The organism is Ochrobactrum sp. BTU1, assembly GCA_018798825.1.
Taxonomy (GTDB): domain Bacteria; phylum Pseudomonadota; class Alphaproteobacteria; order Rhizobiales; family Rhizobiaceae; genus Brucella.
Map to the genome: position 1 here is coordinate 1877876 of CP076354.1, position 21591 is coordinate 1899466.

Below are 21591 nucleotides of genomic sequence, written 5' to 3' on the forward strand. Positions count from 1 at the left end.
AACTTTCGTTCCAGTGGATAACATAATGCCAGAACACGACCGTCCGGCCCTTCAACAAAGGCGCGCTAATGCAAAAGGACTGTTCAACGAAGTCCTCTTACTTTATGCCCGAATTCCATCAACATCTTTCGCTAGGTTTGGTTTATGAACACGCCCAATACTTCACAGGAAAATGAACGCTGCCGCCTTTTGCTGGTCGCACCACCGCTTGCCGATGGTGATGCGCTGGCAAAGCTTTTGTCTGCAGCGCTCTCAGGTGGCGATGTAGCGAGCGTGATTCTCGACGGTGGCGATCTGGATGAAGCCGCTTTTCAGGCATCAGCCCAGAAAGCCGTTTCCGTCATTCAGGAAAATGGTGTGGCGGCTATCATTCTCAATGATACCCGCATTGCAGGTCGCGTCGGTGCCGACGGCATACATATCGAAGGCAAAGCCAGTGAACTTGCTGAAGCCATCGAAAAGCACACGCCAAAATTTATCGTTGGCACGGGCAATCTTCGTGATCGTCACGGCGCGATGGAGATCGGCGAACTGCAGCCCGATTATGTTTTCTTTGGCAAAATTGGTGCAGACAATAAGCCCGATGCTCATCCTCGCAATCTTGCGCTGGCTGAATGGTGGGCTGAAATGGTCGAAATTCCAAGTATTGCACAGGCCGGCAATACGATTGAAAGTGTTGTTGAAGCAGCACAAACCGGCGCTGATTTCGTGGCCCTCGGCCGTGCAGTCTTTGAGGCCGAAGATCCTGCAAAGGCTGTCGCTGAAGCCAACAGGCTTCTCGATGAAAATGCACCCCGCTTTGAAAATTAAATCCGCCAAGGTTTTGTACGCCCCCATGAAGAGCAGAATTCTTCTCGCTACGGCTTTGATCTTTGTTGCATCTGCCCCCGCTGCAATGGCTGCGGGTGAACCGACAGGCGCACAAACAAACCATGACAGCAGGGGCGACAAGCCTGCGGAAAAGCCCAAAATGCTGCCGCAACCGGCATCAACCAGAACGCTTCCGGCGATCGATCCAAGCCGGTTTGGCGACAAGCCTGCGGATGAGGCTTTCGGTGCGTATCAGCGTGGGCTTTACCTGACTGCATTCAACCTCGCAAAACCGCAGGCTGAAAAAGGCGACCCGGCATCACAAACGCTGATTGCAGAGATTTATGCGCGTGGTCTCGGTGTACCTGCCGATCAGAAGCAAGCCGCTGAATGGTATGCGAAAGCAGCTGCGCAAGGCGTTAATGAAGCGCAGTTCCGTTATGCGGCCTTGCTTCTTCAGGGCAAATACATTGCGAAGAATACAGCCAAGGCCACAGAGCTGATGCAGAAGGCTGCCGAAGGCGGCAATGCCATGGCGCAGTTCAATTATGGGCAAATGCTGCTCATGAAAACACCGGGTAAAGCTGGTCTTGATCAGGCATTCCCGTGGTTTGAAAAAGCGGCTGATGCCAAGCTTGCCGATGGCGAATATGCGATCAGCCAGATTTACGCCAATGGCACCGACAAGATTGCACGCGACGAACCAAAAGCGCGTGAATATCTGCTGCGCGCCGCGCGCAAAGGCTATGATACAGCGCAATTCGATCTTGGCCGCTGGCTGATCGAAGGGCGTGGTGGCGACCGCAATTACGAGCAGGGCTTTGGCTGGATGCAGATTGCTGCGCAACGTGGAATGGTGATGGCGCAGGCATGGCTTGCCCGCCTTTATCGCGATGGCATTGGAACAGATGGCGATCTTGTTAAGTCAGCCGCCTGGTACATCATTGCCCAGAGAGCGGGTTTCCGCTCGCCGGATTTGAATGACATGATGGATGGTCTTGCAGACGATCAGCTCAAACAAGCAATCCAGACAGCAAACGACCTGCGGGTTCGTTAATAACAGCCTTCAACAAAGCCTATTAATCCAAAAGCGCGCACCTATAGCATAAAGTGTTGAGCGGCCTTTGGGCGTCTAAGAGGGCGCACAGCGCTCTAAATGTGCCGCTGTTTATTTGCGGCTTTGGCCGGAGCCTTATACAAAAACTCCATGAGTATGGCTCATGGAGTTTTGGTTAAGCCCGAGGGCGATTGAACTTTTTTCAAGGCGTGATGCGTTAGAATCTTGAGCCGCCACGGTATTACTGGCTTTCGTAAGCCTTTTTGCTCGCATCATAAACATAGGTCGTCGCATCATCAGCGCCGAGCTCACGCGTCTCGCCCGGAGCAGAGATCGTCGTACCCGTAAAATTTACCACCAGCTTGGGCATATCCGACTTTTCATCCGGAGCAAAAGCCACCTCTCCCTGGCTCGAAACACAGGGCATGACTTCGCCGTCGGAGCAGGCAGCGCCATTATCTTCACCCGCCAACAGATAGCCGACATGGGTCCATGATTTGTTGAAGGCGAATATGTCAAAGCCATTGTAGGACGAACCGTTATCGAAACCGGCAATAGGAACGGCCAACACAATTTTCCCTGACGGCGTGCGATATTCTGCAACCTTGCGGTTCGTATCGACTTCGTCGGGTTTCTCGTAAGAGCCCATCGAACCGATATCACGCGCAGCATGGGCAAGCGTCCATGATCCATCCACCAGCACAAAGGTTGCTTCCGAGAGACTGACCTGAGCCTCCGGGCCGGCCTCTCCGCCCTCAGCCCCCTCTTTTTGCACGGGCGTTTCCCATGCAAAGCCGGTGAAATATTGCTTTCCTTCCAGCTCAAACTGATGACCCAGCCAATAGGTCGCCGTTACTCCTTTTCCAACATCGTAGGAATCAGAGCCGTTACCATCTACCTTGTAGATTGCTTGCAGAACTGCCCCCGCATCAGGTGCGGCGGCGGCGGCATCATGCTGGTGAGCATTAACAGCTGGAGATGCGGCTGAAGCGATGGTTGGAACACAAACAGCTGCGATAGTCGAGAGCAGCAGGCCTGCTGCGGCTAGGTGGAAAAACTTTTGACGGATGCCGGGGATTGCCTTCGCTGCGGTTTTCATAACTCTCTCCAGAAATTCTTGAGCATTATCGAACCGGAAGAAAACACGGAGCGATAAGATTGCGCCTCGGGTATAAAATCGTGAACATACTCGAATGAGAGGTCTCACACAGAAAATCCTAGAGCGTCCTGCGCCCTTTTCGGCGCACAAAGATCGCTCTAACACTCTATACGTTCAGCATAATTCTACCTTAAACGAATTCAAGCTTGAGGAATTGTGCTGTAGTCGGACATAGGGCAGATTTTTCTGTCAGACCACAAGAAATTGCGATTAAGCTGAGCTGGCTCTGCAAAGCAGTTTCCGATGTTCCGCATCTTCAGACAGAAAAATTTATGCCTGAGATGATGCCTTACACGCCAAATTTCGCATTCAATGATACCGAGAATGAGCTCTCAGGCTTGCACAAAGCGCCATTTTATGGTCTTGGAAACCCGATTATCGTGGTTCGAGTTAAAAGATGGACGCAATCCCCCAATTTAACGTGGGCGATTGCCTTTCTGTCGTGATGCGCCGGGCCGCAACAGTTTTCACTTTTTATTCCCGGATTAAGCTCATGAAGATCAATGGTAACGAAATCCGCCCAGGCAATGTCATCGAGCATGATGGCGGTCTGTGGGCTGCGGTTAAGACCAATGCGGTCAAGCCAGGTAAAGGCGGCGCCTACAATCAGGTCGAACTGAAGAACCTCATCACCGGCACCAAGCTCAACGAACGTTTCCGCGCTGCAGAAACCGTTGAACGCGTTCGTCTGGAGCAGAAGGACTTCTCGTTCCTCTATGAACAGGGTGAAGCTCTGGTATTCATGGATACAGAATCCTACGAACAGCTCGAACTGCTCAAGGATTTCGTTGGCGACCGCGCAGCCTTCCTTCAGGACGGCATGATGGTCACGGTCGAACTTTACGAAGAAAAGCCAATCGGCATCCGTCTTCCAGAACAGGTTACGCTTGCAATCGTTGAAGCTGACCCGGTCGTCAAGGGCCAGACCGCTGCTTCTTCCTACAAGCCAGCGATCCTCGAAAACGGCATCCGCATCCTCGTTCCACCATTCATTGAATCGGGTGAACGCGTGATCGTTGATACCAGCGAACTGACCTACATCAGCCGCGCATAATCCACTTATCCAAAATTCAGCGGCGCCTGCTTGTCTGGCGCCGCAGTCCGGCCTCTCCATGAGACCGTGACAGTTCTTTCTCAGATTGCTCAGTTTTGAGTGCCATTCGATCTGATCCGATCAGATCGGCGCTCTCAGGTTTATAAACGCGCATCTTTTCCGAAAACCGGCTCACAGGTTTCGGGATGCGCTTCTAAAAAGGATGATCAGATGGCGCGTTCAGCCCTTCTCAATGTAATGGTTCAGGCCGCTATGAAGGCCGGACGTGGCCTTGCGCGCGATTTCGGCGAAGTGCAGAACCTTCAGGTCTCTCTCAAAGGTCCAGGCGATTACGTCAGCCAGGCCGACCGCAAAGCGGAAAAAGTCATCTACACCGAACTGAGCCGCGCCCGCCCGGATTTTGGCTTCCTGATGGAAGAATCGGGTGAGGTTGAATCCAAGGATGGACAGCATCGCTGGCTGGTCGATCCACTGGATGGCACCACCAACTTCCTCCATGGTATTCCAGTTTTTGCAGTCTCCATCGCTCTTGAGCGTCAAGGACAGATCGTTGCTGGCGTTATCTACAACCCGGCAATGGACGAACTTTATACCGCTGAACGTGGCGGTGGCGCATTCCTCAATGATCGCCGTCTGCGCGTCGCAGCCCGTAACAAACTCGTCGATTGCGTTATCGGCACCGGCATCCCGCATCTGGGTCGCCCCGGCCACGGCCATTACCTCGTCGAACTGCGCAACGTCATGGGTGAAACCGCTGGTATTCGCCGTATGGGTGCGGTTGCTCTCGATCTCGCGTATGTTGCTGCTGGTCGTCTCGACGGCTTCTGGGAAGACGGTATGCACCCTTGGGATCTCGGCGCAGGCATGTTGATGATCCGCGAAGCCGGTGGCTTTGTATCCGACAAAAAGGGCGGCCAGGACATTTTCGGCACCAAGACCATCGTTGCTGGCAATGAAATCATTCAGAAGGCATTGCTCAAGACGGTCAACAAGCCGATTTAAGAAGCTTCGTAACGCTGTTGATCCGGTTTTATTTGCATCTGGGTCAACTTTTGAAGAATCGACGAGAAGGCCGATCCAGTGATGGACCGGCCTTCTTTATTTAATTTAAAGCTTTAGTATCAATAAAGCGATTACCACTGACCGAGAAATTTACCCACAGCCTCAAGTATATTTCCAAGAATATTCCACCAATGCATGGCAGTCCCCTCAAATAAAGTTGAATTTACAATTTAAAATTATCAAATTTCTGAAATATAAAAATAACAATATTTAAAATAATTCATATTAACAATTATAAACAATAAAATCAGCCGATCCTAAAATAGGATATGACAGCGAGAACAAATAATACCGCTCATTTACGAGTTTATGCTCTGTCGCAGTTCAGGCAATAATCTTCATAAAGCTGTGCAATTTTCTCGTTTCAGGTGATTCCGCTTCGCTAACGAATGAAGTAGGATTCTGTCCGAACACCCGACCATGGAGCAGGACGCATGAGCGATTTGAGACTTTCACGGGAACGCCTTGACGATGCACGGGACTATGATCCCTACCGCCTGAGCAGCCCGAGAATTGTCATTCTCTCCATGGTAATCTTTCTCATCATCGTCGCATTTCTGGCGGCAGTCCTGATGCGGCAGATCCATACATTCTTCGTCACCAATCCGGGTCTTAACGGCCTGATCTTCGGTGTGCTGCTCGTCGGCATCCTGCTTGCCTTCGGGCAGGTGCTGCGGCTGCTTCCGGAAATCCGCTGGGTCAATTCGTTCCGCGATGGCGAACGCGACGGCACCACCCGCCCGCCCGTGCTCCTTGCACCCATGCGAGCCTTGATCGGTCGCAGACAGTCGATGGCACTAACGACGACATCGACCCGATCCATTCTCGATTCGATTGCCACGCGCCTTGATGAAAGCCGCGATATTTCGCGCTATCTCATCGGCCTTCTGGTCTTTCTCGGCCTGCTTGGCACCTTCTGGGGCTTGCTTGAAACGGTTGGCTCCATCGGAGAGACAATCCAGTCGCTCGATCCAAGCTCGGGCAGCACAACAGATGTGCTCGATTCGCTCAAAGCAGGGCTTCAGGCACCGCTTTCGGGTATGGGCACGGCCTTCTCCTCCTCGCTGTTTGGTCTTTCCGGATCGCTGATTCTCGGCTTCCTCGATCTTCAGGCTGGCCGCGCGCAAAACCGCTTCTATACCGAGCTTGAAAACTGGCTTTCCTCGGTCACAGACCTCGGCTCCGATCTTAGCACCGACGAAAGTCTCAATGGTGTCCGCAACCTCGCCGAGCGCGTACAGAACCTGCAAGGCGGTGACGCATCGAGCCAGCGCACATCAGCTGCTCTCGCCAACCTCGCCGAAGGCATTCAGGGGCTGGTTAAGAGTATGCGCAGCGAACAGCAGATGATGCGCGACTGGGTCGAGAAACAGGCAGATGAGCAGAAAGCCATCCGCGAAACGCTCGACCGTCTGAACAAGGCGATTGGCGCAAAATCCTCTGGCGAACGTCCGAACGACCGCACACGGCCGGAGTAAGCACAATGGCTCTAGCCCGCAACCGCCGCCCGCAGCGTCATGTCGATTACTGGCCCGGCTTCGTCGATGCACTGACGACATTGCTGCTCGCCATCATGTTTCTGCTCACAGTCTTTGTGCTGGGGCAGTTTCTGCTGAGCCGCGATGTCGACACCAAAGACAGCGCTCTGGCACGTCTCAACAGCCAGATACAGGAACTCACACAGCTTCTATCGCTTGAGAAAAGCAATTCGCAGGACATGCAGGACACGATTGCCAATCTGCAAGCCTCGTTGTCAGGAGCGGAGAGCGAACGCTCGCGCTTGCAAGCCCTTCTCAATGAAGGCAGCGGCGCGGGTGCTGCCGCCGAAAAACGCGCAGGTGAACTGAGCCAGAGCCTTGATGCCGAAAAGCAGGTCAGTGCGCAGGCGCTCTCGCAGGTCGAATTGCTGAACCAGCAGATTTCAGCGCTGCGCCGCCAGATTGCAGCTCTTGAAGATGCGCTCAATGCCTCCGAATCGCGTGATCGCGAATCGAATGCCAAGATCGCTGACCTCGGTCGTCGTCTTAATGTGGCGCTCGCACAGCGGGTGCAGGAACTCAACCGCTACCGTTCCGACTTCTTTGGCCGCCTGCGTGCGATCCTGTCCGACAAGGAAAATATCCGCATTGTCGGCGACCGTTTCGTGTTCCAGTCGGAAGTTCTTTTCCCAACGGGCTCTTCCGATCTCAATCCTGCCGGTCAGGAAGAGATGAAGAAACTCGCTGATGCGGTCATCACGCTCAACCAGGAAATTCCGGATGACATCAACTGGGTTCTGCGGGTGGATGGACATACCGACAATGTGCCGCTGGCAGGCACGGGTCGCTTCCGCGACAACTGGGAGCTTTCTTCAGCACGCGCAACGGCAGTGGTCAAATATCTCATCGCCAATGGCGTACCAGCTAACCGTCTGGTTGCAGCAGGTTTTGGCGAGTATCAGCCGCTCGATAGTTCCGATGCACCCGATGCCCGCGCAAGAAACCGCCGCATCGAGCTGAAGCTGACGGAGAGATAAACTAAAATTATAGCATTTCCAGCAAAAGTGCGAAGCGGTTTTGCGTCGGATAATGCGTAAAAACAAGCAGTTACAGCGGTTCCAACGATTCTTTCTTAACTGGAGCCGCTGTAAGGGGGGCCATGAGCCCCCATTTTTATTTACCGAAAACGCCTGCGCCTGCTTCAAATTGCAGCTTGGCGAGGCGGGCATAAATGCCGCCCTTCTCAACCAGCGTCTGATGCGTACCCTCTTCAACAATCTGGCCTTTGTCGAGAACCAGAATGCGGTCGGCTTTCAGAACCGTTGCCAAGCGATGCGCCACAACGAGCGTCGTGCGATTATCCATGAGGCTATCAAGCGCCTTCTGCACCAGCATTTCACTTTCTGCATCAAGCGCCGAGGTGGCTTCATCCAGCAGCAGAACGGGTGCCGCACGCAGGATCGCACGCGCAATGGCAATGCGCTGGCGCTGACCGCCTGAAAGCGTAACGCCGCGTTCGCCGACTTCGGTGTTATAGCCCTTGTCCAGCGCCATAATGAAGTCATGCGCGAGTGCTGCCCTTGCTGCGGCCTCGATTTCAGCATCGCTTGCACCGGGTTTACCGAAGCCGATATTCTCGCGAATGCTGGTGGCAAAGATCGCGACATCCTGCGGCACCACTGCAATGCGTTCACGCACCTTGGCAGGATCGGCTTCAGGCAAGGCCACACCATCCATCAGCACACGGCCGGATTGCGGATCGTAATAGCGCATCACCAGCGAGAAGATCGTGCTTTTGCCGGCACCGGATGGGCCGACAATAGCCACCGTCTCACCGGGCTTTACAGTGAAGCTGACACCATTCAGCGACGGCGCGTCCGGACGCGTTGGATAGGAGAAATGCACCTGATCGAAGCTGATCTCGCCACGCGGCGGTTGTGGCAAGGCAATGGGATTTACAGGGGCGGAAATGCCCGGATTTTCATCGAGAATTTCTGCAAGCCGTTCAGTGGCACCCGCGGCCTGCGCAAGTTCACCGCCCACTTCAGAAAGCGCGCCAAAAGCACTGGCGGCAAAGACTGCATAAAGGACGAACTGGCCCAGCGTTCCTGCTGTCATTGTGCCAGAAAGCACATCACGCGAGCCGAACCAGAGGACAGCAACCACGCTGGAGAAGATCAGGAAAATCGCAAAGCCTGTCAGAATGGCGCGTGCTTTGATCGATGAGCGTGCCGCTTGGTAGGCCTTCTCGACAGCATTTGCAAAGCGCCCTACCACCATATTCTCGTTGGTGAAGGCCTGCAGCGTGCGCATCGCCCCGATCTGCTCACTGGCATAGGCATTGGCATGTGCCAGCATATCCTGCGTCATGCGTGAGCGACGACGCACAGAACGACCAAAAGCGATCAACGGAATCACGATCAGCGGAATAGCCGCAATCACAAGTGCGGAAAGCTTGGGGCTGGTGACAACCATCATGATGAGCGCGCCAATACCCAGAATCATATTGCGCAGCGCTACAGAGGCCGTAGCCCCTACAACCGACTTGATCTGCGTGGTATCGACCGAAAGACGCGAGACGATCTCGCCCGACTGCGACCGATCGAAGAATTCCGGCGACAGGCTGGTCACATGGGAGAAGACAGCATTGCGCAGATCTGCCACCACGCGCTCGCCCAGTGATATGACGAAGAAATAGCGCAGGCCCGATGCGAGCGCCAGAACCAGCGCCAGCGCCACCAGCATACCGAAATAATTATTGACGAAGACCGCATTGGCACCGGTGAAGCCATGATCGATCATACGGCGTACAGCAACCGGGACAGCAAGAGTCGTGACAGCAGCAAGAACCAGTGAGAAAAGCGCTCCAATAACCAGAGGCTTGTAGCGCGAGAGGAAAGGAAGCATCCGCCTCAGTGGCTTCAATGAACGGCGCTTACGCCCTTCCTTAGCACCCTCCCCAGCTCCCTCTTGGGCATTCAATTCTGGATTCATGCGAATTTGACTGTCTCTGCTGGCCATTCTTGAGATTGCGCCCTTGTTATTAGCGTGCGCCTGATGTATAGGCTCGCCAACCCTTTTGGAAGCCGTTGCCTTCGGTAACGGGTCTTCATATCTGCCATTGGGCGAAAGTGCCGCAGTTTTAAACAAGAAACTGGGATTTTCACCCCAGACTTTCAGGATTGAGAAGATGAAAGCCAGCATCCATCCCGACTACCACACCATCAAGGTCGTGATGACCGATGGCACTGAATACATGACCCGCTCGACCTGGGGCAAGGAAGGCGATACGATGAACCTCGATATCGATCCTACCACGCACCCAGCTTGGACCGGTGGTTCGCAGACCCTGCTCGATCGCGGCGGTCGCGTAACGAAGTTCAAGAACCGTTTCGGCAATCTCGGTATCTAATACTGACATTGATGAACTTACGAAAAACCTCGCTTCGGCGGGGTTTTTTGTTGCCTGCCTCTCTGCGCAAAAGGGCGCTATAATCGCGCTCTGCAGCTTGCCATCCAAAAAATGGAAACCAATTTTGGGCAACGACATGCGTAAAAAAACAGATAGAGCGGCTCCAACGATTCGGTCTTAACTGGAACCGCTCTAAATGCGAAATGCTCTAATACCAAAACTCCATGAGTATGACTCATGGAGTTTTGGTTAAGCCCGAGTGGCTATTGAACTTTTTCAAGGCGTGATGCGTCAGCATCTTCACGCCTTGGTATAACGGCTGGAGGTCGGCACAATGGAGCGAGCAATGTCTGGCATATTGATCGCCGGGAGTTCGCATGTCGGGAAATCCACATTCGCCGCGCGACTGACAAAAGCCCTCGGGTGGAGCCTGATTTCAACGGATAGTCTTGCCCGGCACCCCGGGCGCCCCTGGCCTACCGTCCGCCCCGCCGTCGCCGAGTTTTATTCAAGCCTTTCACCTGAAACCATTCATTGGTTTCTAAAGGTGCATCATGAAAACATATGGCCTCTCATTCGAGAGAAAATCGAGGGGCACATCCATGATGGGCGACAATTCATCTGCGAAGGATCAGCCTTGCGTCCAGAATATCTGACGACATTGAACACCGCTTCAACCGAATGCGTCTGCCTTTATGCCGACGATGATTTTTTGCTCAGCAGAATGCGCAACGAGGCAGGTTACGATCACGTTGATAGCAGCCTTCGGTACATCATCGATAAGTTTATCGAGCGCTCTCTCCGGGACAATTCAGAACTGAAGGCATCTGCGCTAAGCAATCACATAAGACTGGTGAATGCGGCAGATATGGTTGAAGTGAACCAGTCCTACGAGCAGTTATTGCAACAGGCATCCAATAACTCCGAGAAATAAAAAACTCCCGGACAAGCCGGGAGTTTTCGTATTCGGAACTGAAGCCTAAACTTAGGCGCTCAGCTTTTCCATCACTTCGTCGCTGACTTCGAAGTTCGAATAGACGTTCTGAACGTCATCATCGTCTTCAAGAACATTGAGAAGCTTGAGCACGGAGCGTGCCTTTTCTTCATCGAGTTCCGTGTTGGTCTGTGGCTTCCAGATCGTCTTGATCGATTCGGCTTCACCGAGCGCCGTTTCCAACGCCTTCGATACTTCACCAATGTCTTCAAAGGCGCAGAGGATCACATGCTCTTCTTCGCCCGACTGGACGTCGTCGGCACCAGCTTCAATAGCCGCTTCCATGACCTTGTCGGCATCGCCAACAGAAATCTTGTAAACGATTTCGCCAACGCGATCGAACATGAAGGCTGCAGAACCGGTTTCACCCAGAGCGCCACCCGACTTGGTGAAAGCTGCACGCACATTGGATGCTGTACGGTTGCGGTTATCGGTCAGCGCTTCAACGATGACCATCACGCCGCCCGGGCCGCGGCCCTCGTAGCGCACTTCATCATAGTTTTCACCGTCGTTGCCAGCAGCCTTCTTGATGGCGCGCTCGATGTTATCTTTCGGCATCGACTGCGCCTTGGCGTTCTGGATGGCCAGACGCAGGCGCGGGTTCATCAACGGGTCAGGCAGACCCTGCTTTGCAGCCACGGTGATTTCTCGACCAAGCTTGGAAAACATTTTCGACCGCACGGCATCCTGACGGCCTTTGCGGTGCATGATATTCTTAAACTGTGAATGGCCAGCCATGGCACCCCTGTTCTGTTCATATGATGCGCACGGAGAAAGCGTCACATAAGAATGGGTCTGGCCGCAGACAGGTCGGCCACCGCGCTTTCCGTGCTGAATGGCCGCGTTATAAGGAATTGAGCCGCATTCGTCCAGCAAAAGCGCGATCACGCAATCACTTGTCGATAAAGTTGACAGGCCTCGACGCGGACCACCAAACAATATTATCTATAAAACCATGAATCAGCGCTCAAATGACACTCCCGGCGAAACCATTGCCGCCCGCATCAGCCGTATTCTCGCCGACCGTATTATTGCGGGCGAGATCGAGCCGGGCATCAAACTCCGTCAGGATCATATCGCCGAAGAGTTCGAAACAAGCCATGTGCCCGTGCGCGAAGCCTTTCGCCGATTGGAAGCGCAAGGACTTGTGGTTTCCGAACCCCGTCGTGGCGTGCGCGTTGCGTCCTTCGATATCAGCGAAATCCGCGAAGTGGCGGAAATGCGCGCAGCACTTGAAGTGCTGGCCCTGCGTCATGCAGCGCCCCATATCAGCCGCGCCACGCTGGACGCTGCCGAACAGGCAACCCTCGAAGGCGACAAGTCACGCGATGTGCGAAGCTGGGAAGACGCCAATCGTCGCTTTCATCGATTGATTCTGGAGCCATGCAACATGCCGCGCCTGCTGGCGGCTATTGATGATCTTCATGCAGCAAGCGCGCGCTTTCTGTTTGCCACCTGGCGTTCGGAATGGGAAACCCGTACCGATCACGATCACCGCGCGATTCTGACCGCACTCCGTCAGGACGACATTGAGACGGCGACCACCATCCTTGCGCGCCATGTGCAGTGGATCGGCCATCGCCCCGTCAAAACCGCATCAGGCAAGACCCGCGATTCTTTCGCCATCGTCGGCTAAGCAGTAACCCAAACCTTCCAGTTCTTAAGATGACCATGCGAGCTGCCGCACATGCAGCTCGCGTGCTTGCGGCTGCTTTGATTTTAAAGCATTTCCAGCAAAAGTGGGAACCGCCTCCGCAGGGAAATCAGTTCGCCGGACTGATTTCTTTTCCTGCTGCGATGCGTCGGATAATGCGTAAAAACAAATAGTTTCAGCGGTTCCAACGATTCAGCCTTAACTGGAGCCACTGTAAGCCTCTCCCAATTTTTATATATTTTATCTATTTCTCACTTGCCAAACACCATCAATCCGATGATTTTAAATAGATCGAATCGTAATTTTATCTATAATTTGAGGAAGCCATGGCTTACATCACCCAGAAGCGTGTATCTTTCAGCCCACTTGATCTCGAATCCCGCTCACCAGCCCTACGCATTGCTGCGGTAGCCTTCGGTACTCTGGTATTGGCAATCTCATCGCAGATTGCAGTCCCTATGATACCGGTTCCGATCACACTTCAGACACTCGTTGTGCCGCTGATCGGCGCACTCTATGGCTGGCGACTTGGCTTCATCACCGTGCTTGCCTGGCTAGGCGAAGCCATAATTGGCCTGCCGGTTCTCGCTGGCGGCGCAGGTGGGATCCAGCATTTTGCCGGACCAACCGCTGGATATCTCGTCTCGTTTCCAATTATCGCAGCACTCACCGGCTATCTCGCGGAACGCGGCTGGAACGGCAAAAACCTGGTGCTTGCTTTTGTATCGTTCGGCGTAGCCAACCTGCTTTGCCTCGCCCTTGGTGCAATTTGGCTTTCAGCGCTGATCGGCGTTGAAAAAGCAGTAACCTTCGGTGTGACACCATTCCTCATCGGCGCTCTGATCAAGTCGGCACTCGGCGCTGCAATTCTCAAAGCAGCAGCGCGATAAACGATTGATGACAGTTCGCCTGCGCGGTCATCATCTTCTTTGTATGCTGACCTATATCGGCAAGGGCTACAGCCCGGCTTTCGTGGAAAATTACGACGCGATTGCCGGGCATTTGTCGAATGGTGAAGACATCGAGATCGTCGATGGTCCAGACGACATCTGCCAGCCGCTGCTCTGTGAAAGTGATTGCCACTGTTTTAATGCAACAAGCGTAGCTGTTCGGGACAGATTGGCTATGGAAGCCATATCGAGGCTGTTTGACCTGGTGATCTCGGCTGGATCACGATTGTCGCTCGATGCCATGCAGCTTGGCCGGATGCGGGCCGCTTTTGCCGATGGCAGCATCCGCAAAGCGTGCAAATCTTGCGAATGGTCAGAGCTTTGCACCCGCATCGCCGTCAAAGACGATTATGCGGGCGTTCAGATAAATTTATAAAGGCCTATCGCCAGAATGCAGGGATAGTTTCTTCCAGCCGTGCGCCAATGCGCAAAGGCGCAGCCTTTTCAGCAAGGCCGGTACGATCAGAAATCTCGATCCCCACGCCACAAATGGTTGCCGGACCACTGGCAGCCTCAAAGCGACCCTTTGGCACTTTCGACAGGAAGCGGTTCAAAGGCTCTTCCTTGTCCATGCCAAGCGAAGAATCATAGTCGCCGCACATGCCGGCATCCGACATATAGGCTGTGCCATTGCGCAAAATCTGGCAATCGGCGGTCGGCACATGCGTATGCGTTCCCACGACAGCACTGGCGCGACCATCGACAAAATGGCCAAAGCACTGCTTTTCGCTGGTAGCTTCCGCATGGAAATCGAAGAACACGGCATCTGCCTGCTCGCCAAGCGGGCAAGCTTCGAGAATTTTCTCGGCCGCAATGAACGGGTCATCCAGATCCGGGTGCATGAACACGCGGCCCATCACATTGGATACCAGCACGCGGGCACCATTCTTGGCGATGTAAAGCCCCTCGCCCTTGCCTGCCGTTCCTTTCGGAAAATTTGCAGGACGCAGGAAACGGTCTTCGCGCTTGGAGAAATCCAGCGCCTCGCGTTGATCCCATACGTGATTGCCGGTTGTCACCACATCCGCGCCCGCGCGGATTGTGTCGTGAAAAATCTCTTCGGTAATACCAAAGCCGCCAGCGGCGTTCTCGCCGTTGACGATCACGAAATCCAGCTTCAAATCAGAAATCAGCCCCGGCAGCTTTTCATAAACCGCCGTGCGCCCCGACCGGCCCACCATGTCACCAAGAAAAAGTAATCTCATAAATGCGTCTTTATCAGCCCTGATCGAATAAGTGCAAGCCGGTCTCGGTCAGTATCTGGTGAAGAGCAATGTCGTGCGGCTCATTGGGCACATGTGGCACTTCCTGACAATCAAATGCCATGCCGATCAACAGCGGCTCCAGACCGCGCCCGGCAAAGCGCGCCAGCGCCCGATCATAATGACCGGCACCATAACCCAGACGATGACCGCGCTTGTCGAAACCGGCAAGCGGCATAAACAGGATGGCAGGATCAACCAGCGGTGCGGTCTTGTCCGGCCCCATAGTGCCGAAACCCGTCTGAACCAGTTCCGCATCCGGCAGAAATTCACGAAATGCGATTGTTTCCTTATCGAGAACCACCGGCAGGCATAGACGCGCACCCTTGTCGCGCATGGCTGACAGAAGCGGACGTGGATCAATCTCCGAGCGGATCGGCCAATAGCCTGCGACCATCGTTTCCTTGGGAATCAATATCGCGGTTTCAGCCTTTTTTGCTGCAGCCAATGACGCCTCAAACCGAAAGCGCGGATCAAGTGCATCGCGACGCGAAAGCACCTCTCGCCTCAATGCCTGCTTGTCATCGCCTCGCGGCTGTCCATTGTCATTCATCAAACGCCTCCACCAATTGCTGCTAGTGGACCCGGAATGGCGGCATCCGTCAAGAAGCAGCTGCAATCCGTTGCGAACGATCACGAATGACTTTCAGCACAACGCCATGGAAATCATTCAGGAAAACCTTGCCCCACAGATCGCAGTAGAAATTGATCGGCGTTGCAATCCGGTAGCGTGTGGTGAGCGTGAGACGTGTATGACCATTTGGCAGCGCTTCGAGGTGATAATCACCATTCGTGAGCTTCAGGTAAGAGCTGTCCACATTGATATGGGCTTCGACGGCCGCGGGGATGGAATCGGTGCCAAACCGAAAATCCCAGGCCAGCAGCCGGTTTTCTTCCCAGCGTGTCACAATCTCCTGAAATTTGACGCCGCGTGTCCATTCAAGCTGGCGTACAGCGCCGACACCCTCGCCCTCAAGGCGTGCATCGACAGGCTGTGGCACACCGACAATCCCGTGACTGAATGTCCATGACAGTTCATCCGGAAGAACATGGCGGATTTCTGCGGTCTGCTGCCAGACGACTTCAGGCGAGGCTGCAATATCAATAACGGTCGTAACCGCTCCTTCATGCGGCTCATATTGCAGCAGCGGTTCAAACGGATAAAACATCAATGGCAGTGCGATCACCAGCATTGTGGAGCGTGGCGTGCGGAAGCGGCGGATCAGCGAAAGCGTCAGCCAGGAGCCCACTGCGGAGAAAACGCCGAAAAACGGCGCAGCCATGATCACGCAGATGCCGCCCTCCCGGAACAAAGCCATGCTCACAACAATGAGACCGCCGATAATCATCCAGCTCATTCTCACATGGCGCCAGAGCCCCTTTTCGGCGCGCGGGTCGCTTAGGCTCGAAGCAAGGCTCGATATCGCCATAGGCAAAAGCATAAGCCCCGCGATAAACGGCATCCATTCCCGCGCCGAGTTCACCCAGATAAGGACATAGAGCGTAAGCCCGTAAGCCACAGCCACTGGAACTGCGACACGTAAACGTTCGGAAAAGCCAGGAGAATTCGGGGGAGAGGATGTCATTTAAAACGCACATATCTTTGAAGGATAAGGCGTTTTAGAACATTTTTGTCTTAAATAACAAATAGCTTTGCTTAGTTTATAGCAAGAGCTTGAAAAGTGGCGACCACGACGACCGATGGTAGTGTTTGATCCCGGGAACCTACAACGTAGGTGGGCGCCATATGCGAAAGCCCACAGGCCTTCACAGGGACAGCTCCCTTAGAGATCAATAAGGCCCCGGGGATGCTGTTACACCTGTCGGGAAGCGCAGTACGCCGAGAACCTATATAGGCGCAGTCAGACCTTAGCGCCAGAGGCGTCAGCCCGAGATACAGAAATCTTTTCGTAGATCAGACAGCGCCCGGACGGGGAGCGATACGCTTTGCAATCTGCTCAATGCGTTCGGCCAAATCAGAAAGCACACCAGTAAGGGCAGCATCATTCTGATCGGCACTGGTCAGCGCTTCATCGCGAGAGCGGCGCAGGGTCTCGATCTCGTTTTCATGTCCCTTGATGCGCTTTTGCGTTTCCGCAAGCTCATCCATCACCATGATACCGGCCATCACTGTGAGGCGCAGATCGCCTATTTCGCCGAAAGATGATTTGAGATGGGTGACATATTGGTCAAAGCGATCGGCAAGCCCGGAAAGATGTTCTTCCTGCCCTTCGTCGCACGCCATGCGATATGCTTTGCCATCAATGGTAACGGTTACAGTCGCCATAGATCCCTTCTCCTATCGATCCAGCACGGCGCGAATGGTTTCCATCGCCGTCACCAGACGTCGCGAAACTTCGCGGTTTGCGGCTTCGAGCCGCTCGGCACGGGCTTCTGACTGGTCGAGTTCCTGGGCTAGACGGCTGCGGTCAGCATTCATGCGCTGTACCTCTTCCTCGGCTTCGGCGAAATCGCCTTCCTTGTCCAGCCGCAGGTCCACCGCTTGTTCAAGCGTACTGAGTGCCTTTTCCAGCCGTTCGAGGACCTGCCTGAGGGTCGTTTCGGGTGCCATCCATATCCTTTCCAATGCCAGATCACAGACATCGAATCGCGCCTGCCGGACGGGCATCTTTGAAAAGACTGTAATAATCGACCGCCCGATAAGCAACAAATGACGAGCCAGACTGGCCGTTCATGCACCGTTATCAGCGCAAAAAAGGCTTTTCAGTGATTGTCAGCCCATAAATTGCCCGCATTACCCAATCAATCGCAGACTGTTTATTGCCGATAAGCCATCGTTTTGTTGACTCCTCGGTAGCAGGTGCTATGTGTCCCAAAGCCTTCTGTCGCGCGAGCATCTACAGAATTTAATCGGTTTAAATTGATTAAATCGTTTAGTATAAGGAGCTCGTGCTTCAGTCCCGAGGCATCGCCGCAACCCCGTTAAAACCACTCTGGAAAGACGGCTGAGACAATGACGAATTCCGACAAGCAAAACCAGCTGGCCAACGCCATCCGCTTTCTCTCGATCGATGCGGTCGAGAAGGCTAATTCAGGCCACCCAGGCCTGCCTATGGGCGCAGCCGACATAGCAACGACTCTTTACACCCGTTTCCTGTCGCACGACCCGCAGAATCCGCATTGGCCGGATCGCGACCGTTTCGTGCTTTCTGCAGGTCACGGCTCGATGCTTCTTTATTCGCTGCTCTTCCTCTCGGGCTACGAAGACATCACCCTTGATGAAATCAAGAATTTCCGCCAGCTCGGCGCACGCACCGCAGGTCATCCTGAATACGGTCATGCCGCTGGTATCGAAACCACAACTGGTCCGCTTGGACAGGGCATTGCCAATGCTGTTGGCATGGCGCTTTCCGAGCGCGTACTGAATGCACAGTTCGGCGACAGCCTCGTTGACCACTACACCTATGCGATCGTTGGTGACGGCTGCCTCATGGAAGGCATCAGCCAGGAAGCCCTGTCGCTGGCAGGTCACCTGAAGCTCAATAAGCTGATCGTTCTTTGGGATGACAACAACATCTCCATCGACGGCCCGATCTCGCTGTCCGACAACACCGACCAGCCTGCACGTTTCGCCGCTTCCGGCTGGAACACGCTTGCTGTTGACGGTCATGATCAGGACGCGATTGCCAAGGCAATTGAACTTGCCAAGGTTTCAGACAAGCCGACCTTCATCGCCTGCAAGACCACCATTGGTTTTGGTTCGCCAAACCGCGCTGGCACCAACAAAGTCCACGGTTCGCCACTCGGTGCAGAAGAAATCGCTGCAACGCGCAAGGCACTCGGCTGGACTTCTGAACCTTTCGTCGTTCCTGCTGAAGTTCTCGACGCATGGCGCGTTGCTGGCCTCAATGCTGCGAAGAAGCGTCTGGAATGGGAAAAGCGTCTTGCTGCGGCTAACGCAGAAACCCGCGCTGAATTCGAACGTCGTATGCGTGGCGACCTGCCTGCAAACTTCGATGACGCGATCAACGAATACAAGAAGAAGCTTTCCGCAGAAAAGCCAAAGGTTGCGACCCGTAAGTCGTCCGAAATGGCTCTGGAAGTGATCAACGGCGTTGTGCCTGAAACCCTGGGCGGCTCTGCCGACCTGACCGGTTCCAACAACACCAAGACCAGCCAGACCAAGGCTGTTACGCCGGAAAACTACGGTGGTCGTTACATCCACTACGGTATCCGTGAACACGGCATGGCTGCTGCCATGAACGGCATCACGCTGCATGGCGGTCTGATCCCTTACTCGGGCACTTTCATGTGCTTCTCGGATTATTGCCGTCCGGCCATGCGTCTGTCGTCGCTGATGGGCATCCGCGTTGTTTACGTCATGACCCATGATTCGATTGGTCTTGGCGAAGACGGCCCAACCCACCAGCCGGTTGAACATCTTGCAGCTCTGCGCGCCATTCCAAACCACAATGTCTTCCGTCCGGCAGACGCTGTGGAAGTTGCAGAATGCTGGCAGATTGCACTGCATTCGAAGGGCACTCCTTCGACGCTCGCTCTGACCCGTCAGAACCTGCCAGTTGTGCGTACCGAACATCGCGAAGAAAACCTCTCCGCATTCGGCGCATACGAACTGGCCGCAGCAAGTGGCGATGCAAAGGTTTCGATCTTCGCAACCGGTTCGGAAGTGGAAATCGCGCTCAAGGCTCGTGACCTTCTCGAAGCCAAGGGCATTGCCACCCGCGTTGTTTCCGTTCCTTGCTTTGAACTCTTCGAAGAGCAGAGCGATGCTTACAAGCAGGCAACGCTCGGCGATGCACCGGTCAAGGTTGCAATCGAAGCAGCTCTTGCACTCGGCTGGGAACGCTTCATCGGCGAAAACGGCATCTTTATCGGCATGAAGGGCTTCGGCGCTTCGGGCGAGATCAACGATCTCTACAAGCATTTCGGCATTACTGCTGAACATGCTGCTGAAGCCGCGGAAAAGAAACTCAACGCCGCCGCATAATAATCAAACGCCGGCGTTAAACACGCCGGCGTTTACCTTTCCAGTTGTGGGCGTTCCCAAACGCGTTCAACTGTTTTATCAAGCCACTGCATATGCAGAACCCTTTCGGGAGATTTAGAGAAAATGGCAGTTCGCGTCGCAATTAACGGTTTTGGCCGCATCGGCCGTAATGTCCTCCGCGCTATCGTCGAGTCGGGCCGCACCGACATTCAGGTCGTTGCGATCAACGATCTCGGCCCAGTGGAAACAAACGCGCATCTTCTGCGCTATGACAGCGTTCATGGTCGTTTTCCAAAGGAAGTGAAAGTCGCTGGCGACACCATCGACGTCGGCTACGGACCGATCAAGGTTCACGCTGTTCGCAACCCGGCTGAACTGCCGTGGAAGGAAGAAGGCGTCGATATCGCTCTGGAATGCACCGGCATCTTCACCGCACGCGACAAGGCAGCTCTTCATCTTGAAGCTGGCGCAAAGCGCGTTATCGTTTCGGCTCCTGCCGATGGCGCTGACCTTACCGTTGTCTATGGCGTCAACCACGACAAGCTGACGAAGGACCATCAGGTCATTTCCAACGCTTCTTGCACCACCAACTGCCTTGCGCCAGTGGCTCAGGTTCTCAACGATGCAATCGGCATCGAAAAGGGCTTCATGACCACGATCCACTCCTACACGGGCGACCAGCCGACGCTGGACACCATGCACAAGGATCTCTACCGCGCACGCGCAGCAGCTCTTTCCATGATCCCGACTTCGACGGGTGCTGCAAAGGCTGTTGGTCTGGTTCTGCCAGAACTCAAGGGCAAGCTCGACGGCGTTGCAATCCGCGTTCCAACCCCGAACGTATCGGTTGTTGACCTGACCTTCGTTGCCAAGCGCTCGACCACTGTTGAAGAAATCAACAATGCGATCCGCGAAGCTGCCAATGGCCGCCTCAAGGGCATCCTCGGCTACACCGATGAGCCGCTCGTTTCGCACGACTTCAACCACGATTCGCATTCGTCGATCTTCCACACCGACCAGACCAAGGTCATGGACGGCACCATGGTGCGCATCCTGTCGTGGTACGACAATGAATGGGGCTTCTCGAGCCGCATGAGCGACACTGCAGTCGCTTTCGGCAAGCTGATCTAAGCAGCTTCAATGTTTCGCTCCCTTCTCCCCACCGTTGCGCGCTGGCGTTCGCTGGAAGGAGAAGGGCTCGAACATCTCAATATCACGCCCGCCGGTAACACTTTCAACGCCACTGGCGTTATCATCGGCGAGCGTGGCGATGTTCCCTACGGTGTACGTTATAGCATCGATTGCGCGAGCGACTGGCGCGTATTCCATTTCCTCATCGAAACGACATCCGGCTTAATGCTCGAACTCAAATCCGATGGAAATGGGCACTGGACGACCATGGCCGGAGACGCATTACCTGAGTTTGATGGTTGCATGGACATTGATCTGGCAGGGACACCCTTCACCAATAGCCTGCCGATCCGCCGTCTGGGTCTGACGCCCGAAAGCGGCACGGTACAGCTCGACATGCTTTATGTACCGTTCAATAGTTTCCGCCCGCTGCGAGACAGCCAACGATATACTTGTCTTAAGGAAGGCAAGCTTTACCGTTACACTGCCGCTGATCGCACGTTCACCGCTGAATTGCCTGTCGATGAAGACGGGCTTGTCACTGATTACCCAACCCTGTTCCAGCGCCTGCCTGTCTGAAAGACGAAAACCTGCAGGCC

22 protein-coding genes and 1 other RNA gene are annotated in these 21591 nt (G+C 54.3%); 14 read left to right on the top strand and 9 right to left on the bottom strand.

All coding sequences use genetic code 11. The features are described 5' to 3' along the window. Window positions 1-144 precede the first annotated feature (144 nt). Both KMS41_09100 and KMS41_09105 read left to right on the top strand, forming a co-directional pair. Window positions 145-810: a thiamine phosphate synthase gene (locus KMS41_09100; protein QWK77248.1), complete on the top strand. Its 666-nt coding sequence runs from the start codon at window positions 145-147 to the stop codon at window positions 808-810. Further along, window positions 788-1867: a sel1 repeat family protein gene (locus KMS41_09105; protein ID QWK78827.1), complete on the top strand. Its 1080-nt coding sequence runs from the start codon at window positions 788-790 to the stop codon at window positions 1865-1867. Before KMS41_09100 ends, KMS41_09105 begins: the two co-directional genes overlap by 23 nt. A 241-nt stretch (window positions 1868-2108) precedes the next feature. Here the strand turns inward: KMS41_09105 and KMS41_09110 are convergent, their stop codons facing one another. Further along, entirely contained in the window at window positions 2109-2966 is an 858-nt protein-coding gene (locus tag KMS41_09110) for a hypothetical protein (protein ID QWK77249.1), read from the bottom strand. A 553-nt stretch (window positions 2967-3519) separates the two neighbouring features. Between KMS41_09110 and efp the strand changes: the two genes are divergently transcribed. The 4 genes from efp to KMS41_09130 all read left to right on the top strand — a co-directional run bounded on the left by efp (window position 3520) and on the right by KMS41_09130 (window position 7657). Next, a complete protein-coding gene (gene efp, locus KMS41_09115) occupies window positions 3520-4080 on the top strand; it encodes an elongation factor P (GenBank protein QWK77250.1) in 561 nt (186 codons plus the stop codon). 210 nt (window positions 4081-4290) lie between these two features. After that, on the top strand, window positions 4291-5082 hold the full coding sequence (locus tag KMS41_09120; GenBank protein QWK77251.1) for an inositol monophosphatase: 792 nt from the start codon (window positions 4291-4293) through the stop codon (window positions 5080-5082). A gap of 494 nt (window positions 5083-5576) precedes the next feature. Beyond that, window positions 5577-6620 (top strand): flagellar motor protein MotA, encoded by a 1044-nt coding sequence (locus tag KMS41_09125; GenBank protein QWK77252.1) that lies wholly within the window; start codon window positions 5577-5579, stop codon window positions 6618-6620. 5 nt (window positions 6621-6625) lie between these two features. Further along, entirely contained in the window at window positions 6626-7657 is a 1032-nt protein-coding gene (locus tag KMS41_09130; protein QWK77253.1) for a peptidoglycan -binding protein, read from the top strand. 136 nt (window positions 7658-7793) lie between these two features. On the opposite strand, the gene KMS41_09135 is transcribed toward KMS41_09130, so the two are convergent. Next, complete coding sequence (locus KMS41_09135) at window positions 7794-9641, bottom strand: ATP-binding cassette domain-containing protein (GenBank protein QWK77254.1); 1848 nt, start codon at window positions 9639-9641, stop codon at window positions 7794-7796. A gap of 169 nt (window positions 9642-9810) precedes the next feature. Between KMS41_09135 and rpmE the strand changes: the two genes are divergently transcribed. After that, window positions 9811-10032: a 50S ribosomal protein L31 gene (gene rpmE / locus KMS41_09140; GenBank protein QWK77255.1), complete on the top strand. Its 222-nt coding sequence runs from the start codon at window positions 9811-9813 to the stop codon at window positions 10030-10032. A 334-nt stretch (window positions 10033-10366) separates the two neighbouring features. Next, on the top strand, window positions 10367-10966 hold the full coding sequence (locus tag KMS41_09145; protein ID QWK77256.1) for an ATP-binding protein: 600 nt from the start codon (window positions 10367-10369) through the stop codon (window positions 10964-10966). A gap of 51 nt (window positions 10967-11017) precedes the next feature. Here KMS41_09145 and KMS41_09150 read toward each other — a convergent pair whose 3' ends face one another. Continuing rightward, a complete protein-coding gene (locus KMS41_09150; protein QWK77257.1) occupies window positions 11018-11764 on the bottom strand; it encodes a YebC/PmpR family DNA-binding transcriptional regulator in 747 nt (248 codons plus the stop codon). A gap of 217 nt (window positions 11765-11981) precedes the next feature. On the opposite strand from KMS41_09150, the gene KMS41_09155 reads away from it, so the two are divergent. The 3 genes from KMS41_09155 (at window position 11982) to KMS41_09165 (ending at window position 14006) form a co-directional block, all read left to right on the top strand. Beyond that, complete coding sequence (locus tag KMS41_09155; GenBank protein ID QWK77258.1) at window positions 11982-12662, top strand: GntR family transcriptional regulator; 681 nt, start codon at window positions 11982-11984, stop codon at window positions 12660-12662. Between the two features lie 344 nt (window positions 12663-13006). Then, window positions 13007-13570 carry a biotin transporter BioY gene (locus KMS41_09160; protein QWK77259.1) on the top strand — a complete coding sequence of 188 codons (564 nt, stop codon included), beginning with the start codon at window positions 13007-13009 and terminating at the stop codon, window positions 13568-13570. 7 nt (window positions 13571-13577) lie between these two features. After that, window positions 13578-14006, top strand: coding sequence for a DUF1284 domain-containing protein (locus tag KMS41_09165; GenBank protein ID QWK77260.1), 429 nt, complete (start codon window positions 13578-13580; stop codon window positions 14004-14006). Window positions 14007-14010: 4 nt separating this feature from the next. Here KMS41_09165 and KMS41_09170 read toward each other — a convergent pair whose 3' ends face one another. The 6 genes from KMS41_09170 to KMS41_09195 all read right to left on the bottom strand — a co-directional run bounded on the left by KMS41_09170 (window position 14011) and on the right by KMS41_09195 (window position 17464). Continuing rightward, a complete protein-coding gene (locus tag KMS41_09170) occupies window positions 14011-14835 on the bottom strand; it encodes a TIGR00282 family metallophosphoesterase (protein QWK77261.1) in 825 nt (274 codons plus the stop codon). Between the two features lie 13 nt (window positions 14836-14848). Continuing rightward, window positions 14849-15445: a 5-formyltetrahydrofolate cyclo-ligase gene (locus KMS41_09175; protein ID QWK77262.1), complete on the bottom strand. Its 597-nt coding sequence runs from the start codon at window positions 15443-15445 to the stop codon at window positions 14849-14851. A gap of 49 nt (window positions 15446-15494) precedes the next feature. Beyond that, window positions 15495-16478: an SRPBCC family protein gene (locus KMS41_09180; protein QWK77263.1), complete on the bottom strand. Its 984-nt coding sequence runs from the start codon at window positions 16476-16478 to the stop codon at window positions 15495-15497. A gap of 97 nt (window positions 16479-16575) precedes the next feature. After that, a non-coding RNA gene (gene ssrS, locus KMS41_09185) (6S RNA) lies at window positions 16576-16734 on the bottom strand. A 73-nt stretch (window positions 16735-16807) separates the two neighbouring features. After that, on the bottom strand, window positions 16808-17179 hold the full coding sequence (locus KMS41_09190) for a cell division protein ZapA (protein QWK77264.1): 372 nt from the start codon (window positions 17177-17179) through the stop codon (window positions 16808-16810). 12 nt (window positions 17180-17191) lie between these two features. Further along, complete coding sequence (locus KMS41_09195; protein ID QWK77265.1) at window positions 17192-17464, bottom strand: DUF4164 domain-containing protein; 273 nt, start codon at window positions 17462-17464, stop codon at window positions 17192-17194. Window positions 17465-17866: 402 nt separating this feature from the next. Between KMS41_09195 and tkt the strand changes: the two genes are divergently transcribed. The 3 genes from tkt to KMS41_09210 all read left to right on the top strand — a co-directional run bounded on the left by tkt (window position 17867) and on the right by KMS41_09210 (window position 21571). Beyond that, on the top strand, window positions 17867-19861 hold the full coding sequence (gene tkt, locus KMS41_09200; GenBank protein QWK77266.1) for a transketolase: 1995 nt from the start codon (window positions 17867-17869) through the stop codon (window positions 19859-19861). A gap of 123 nt (window positions 19862-19984) precedes the next feature. Beyond that, window positions 19985-20992: a type I glyceraldehyde-3-phosphate dehydrogenase gene (gene gap / locus KMS41_09205; GenBank protein ID QWK77267.1), complete on the top strand. Its 1008-nt coding sequence runs from the start codon at window positions 19985-19987 to the stop codon at window positions 20990-20992. A gap of 9 nt (window positions 20993-21001) precedes the next feature. Next, entirely contained in the window at window positions 21002-21571 is a 570-nt protein-coding gene (locus KMS41_09210; GenBank protein QWK77268.1) for a putative glycolipid-binding domain-containing protein, read from the top strand. Window positions 21572-21591 lie beyond the last annotated feature (20 nt).

Excerpts from the sequence above, each read along its gene's own strand:
- KMS41_09100 (QWK77248.1), top strand. The coding sequence starts at position 145 with ATGAACACGCCCAATACTTCACAGGAAAATGAACGCTGCCGCCTTTTG.
- KMS41_09105 (QWK78827.1), top strand. The coding sequence starts at position 788 with ATGCACCCCGCTTTGAAAATTAAATCCGCCAAGGTTTTGTACGCCCCC.
- KMS41_09110 (QWK77249.1), bottom strand. The coding sequence starts at position 2,966 with ATGAAAACCGCAGCGAAGGCAATCCCCGGCATCCGTCAAAAGTTTTTC.
- efp (QWK77250.1), top strand. The coding sequence starts at position 3,520 with ATGAAGATCAATGGTAACGAAATCCGCCCAGGCAATGTCATCGAGCAT.
- KMS41_09120 (QWK77251.1), top strand. The coding sequence starts at position 4,291 with ATGGCGCGTTCAGCCCTTCTCAATGTAATGGTTCAGGCCGCTATGAAG.
- KMS41_09125 (QWK77252.1), top strand. The coding sequence starts at position 5,577 with ATGAGCGATTTGAGACTTTCACGGGAACGCCTTGACGATGCACGGGAC.
- KMS41_09130 (QWK77253.1), top strand. The coding sequence starts at position 6,626 with ATGGCTCTAGCCCGCAACCGCCGCCCGCAGCGTCATGTCGATTACTGG.
- KMS41_09135 (QWK77254.1), bottom strand. The coding sequence starts at position 9,641 with ATGGCCAGCAGAGACAGTCAAATTCGCATGAATCCAGAATTGAATGCC.
- rpmE (QWK77255.1), top strand. The coding sequence starts at position 9,811 with ATGAAAGCCAGCATCCATCCCGACTACCACACCATCAAGGTCGTGATG.
- KMS41_09145 (QWK77256.1), top strand. The coding sequence starts at position 10,367 with ATGGAGCGAGCAATGTCTGGCATATTGATCGCCGGGAGTTCGCATGTC.
- KMS41_09150 (QWK77257.1), bottom strand. The coding sequence starts at position 11,764 with ATGGCTGGCCATTCACAGTTTAAGAATATCATGCACCGCAAAGGCCGT.
- KMS41_09155 (QWK77258.1), top strand. The coding sequence starts at position 11,982 with ATGAATCAGCGCTCAAATGACACTCCCGGCGAAACCATTGCCGCCCGC.
- KMS41_09160 (QWK77259.1), top strand. The coding sequence starts at position 13,007 with ATGGCTTACATCACCCAGAAGCGTGTATCTTTCAGCCCACTTGATCTC.
- KMS41_09165 (QWK77260.1), top strand. The coding sequence starts at position 13,578 with ATGACAGTTCGCCTGCGCGGTCATCATCTTCTTTGTATGCTGACCTAT.
- KMS41_09170 (QWK77261.1), bottom strand. The coding sequence starts at position 14,835 with ATGAGATTACTTTTTCTTGGTGACATGGTGGGCCGGTCGGGGCGCACG.
- KMS41_09175 (QWK77262.1), bottom strand. The coding sequence starts at position 15,445 with ATGAATGACAATGGACAGCCGCGAGGCGATGACAAGCAGGCATTGAGG.
- KMS41_09180 (QWK77263.1), bottom strand. The coding sequence starts at position 16,478 with ATGACATCCTCTCCCCCGAATTCTCCTGGCTTTTCCGAACGTTTACGT.
- KMS41_09190 (QWK77264.1), bottom strand. The coding sequence starts at position 17,179 with ATGGCGACTGTAACCGTTACCATTGATGGCAAAGCATATCGCATGGCG.
- KMS41_09195 (QWK77265.1), bottom strand. The coding sequence starts at position 17,464 with ATGGCACCCGAAACGACCCTCAGGCAGGTCCTCGAACGGCTGGAAAAG.
- tkt (QWK77266.1), top strand. The coding sequence starts at position 17,867 with ATGACGAATTCCGACAAGCAAAACCAGCTGGCCAACGCCATCCGCTTT.
- gap (QWK77267.1), top strand. The coding sequence starts at position 19,985 with ATGGCAGTTCGCGTCGCAATTAACGGTTTTGGCCGCATCGGCCGTAAT.
- KMS41_09210 (QWK77268.1), top strand. The coding sequence starts at position 21,002 with ATGTTTCGCTCCCTTCTCCCCACCGTTGCGCGCTGGCGTTCGCTGGAA.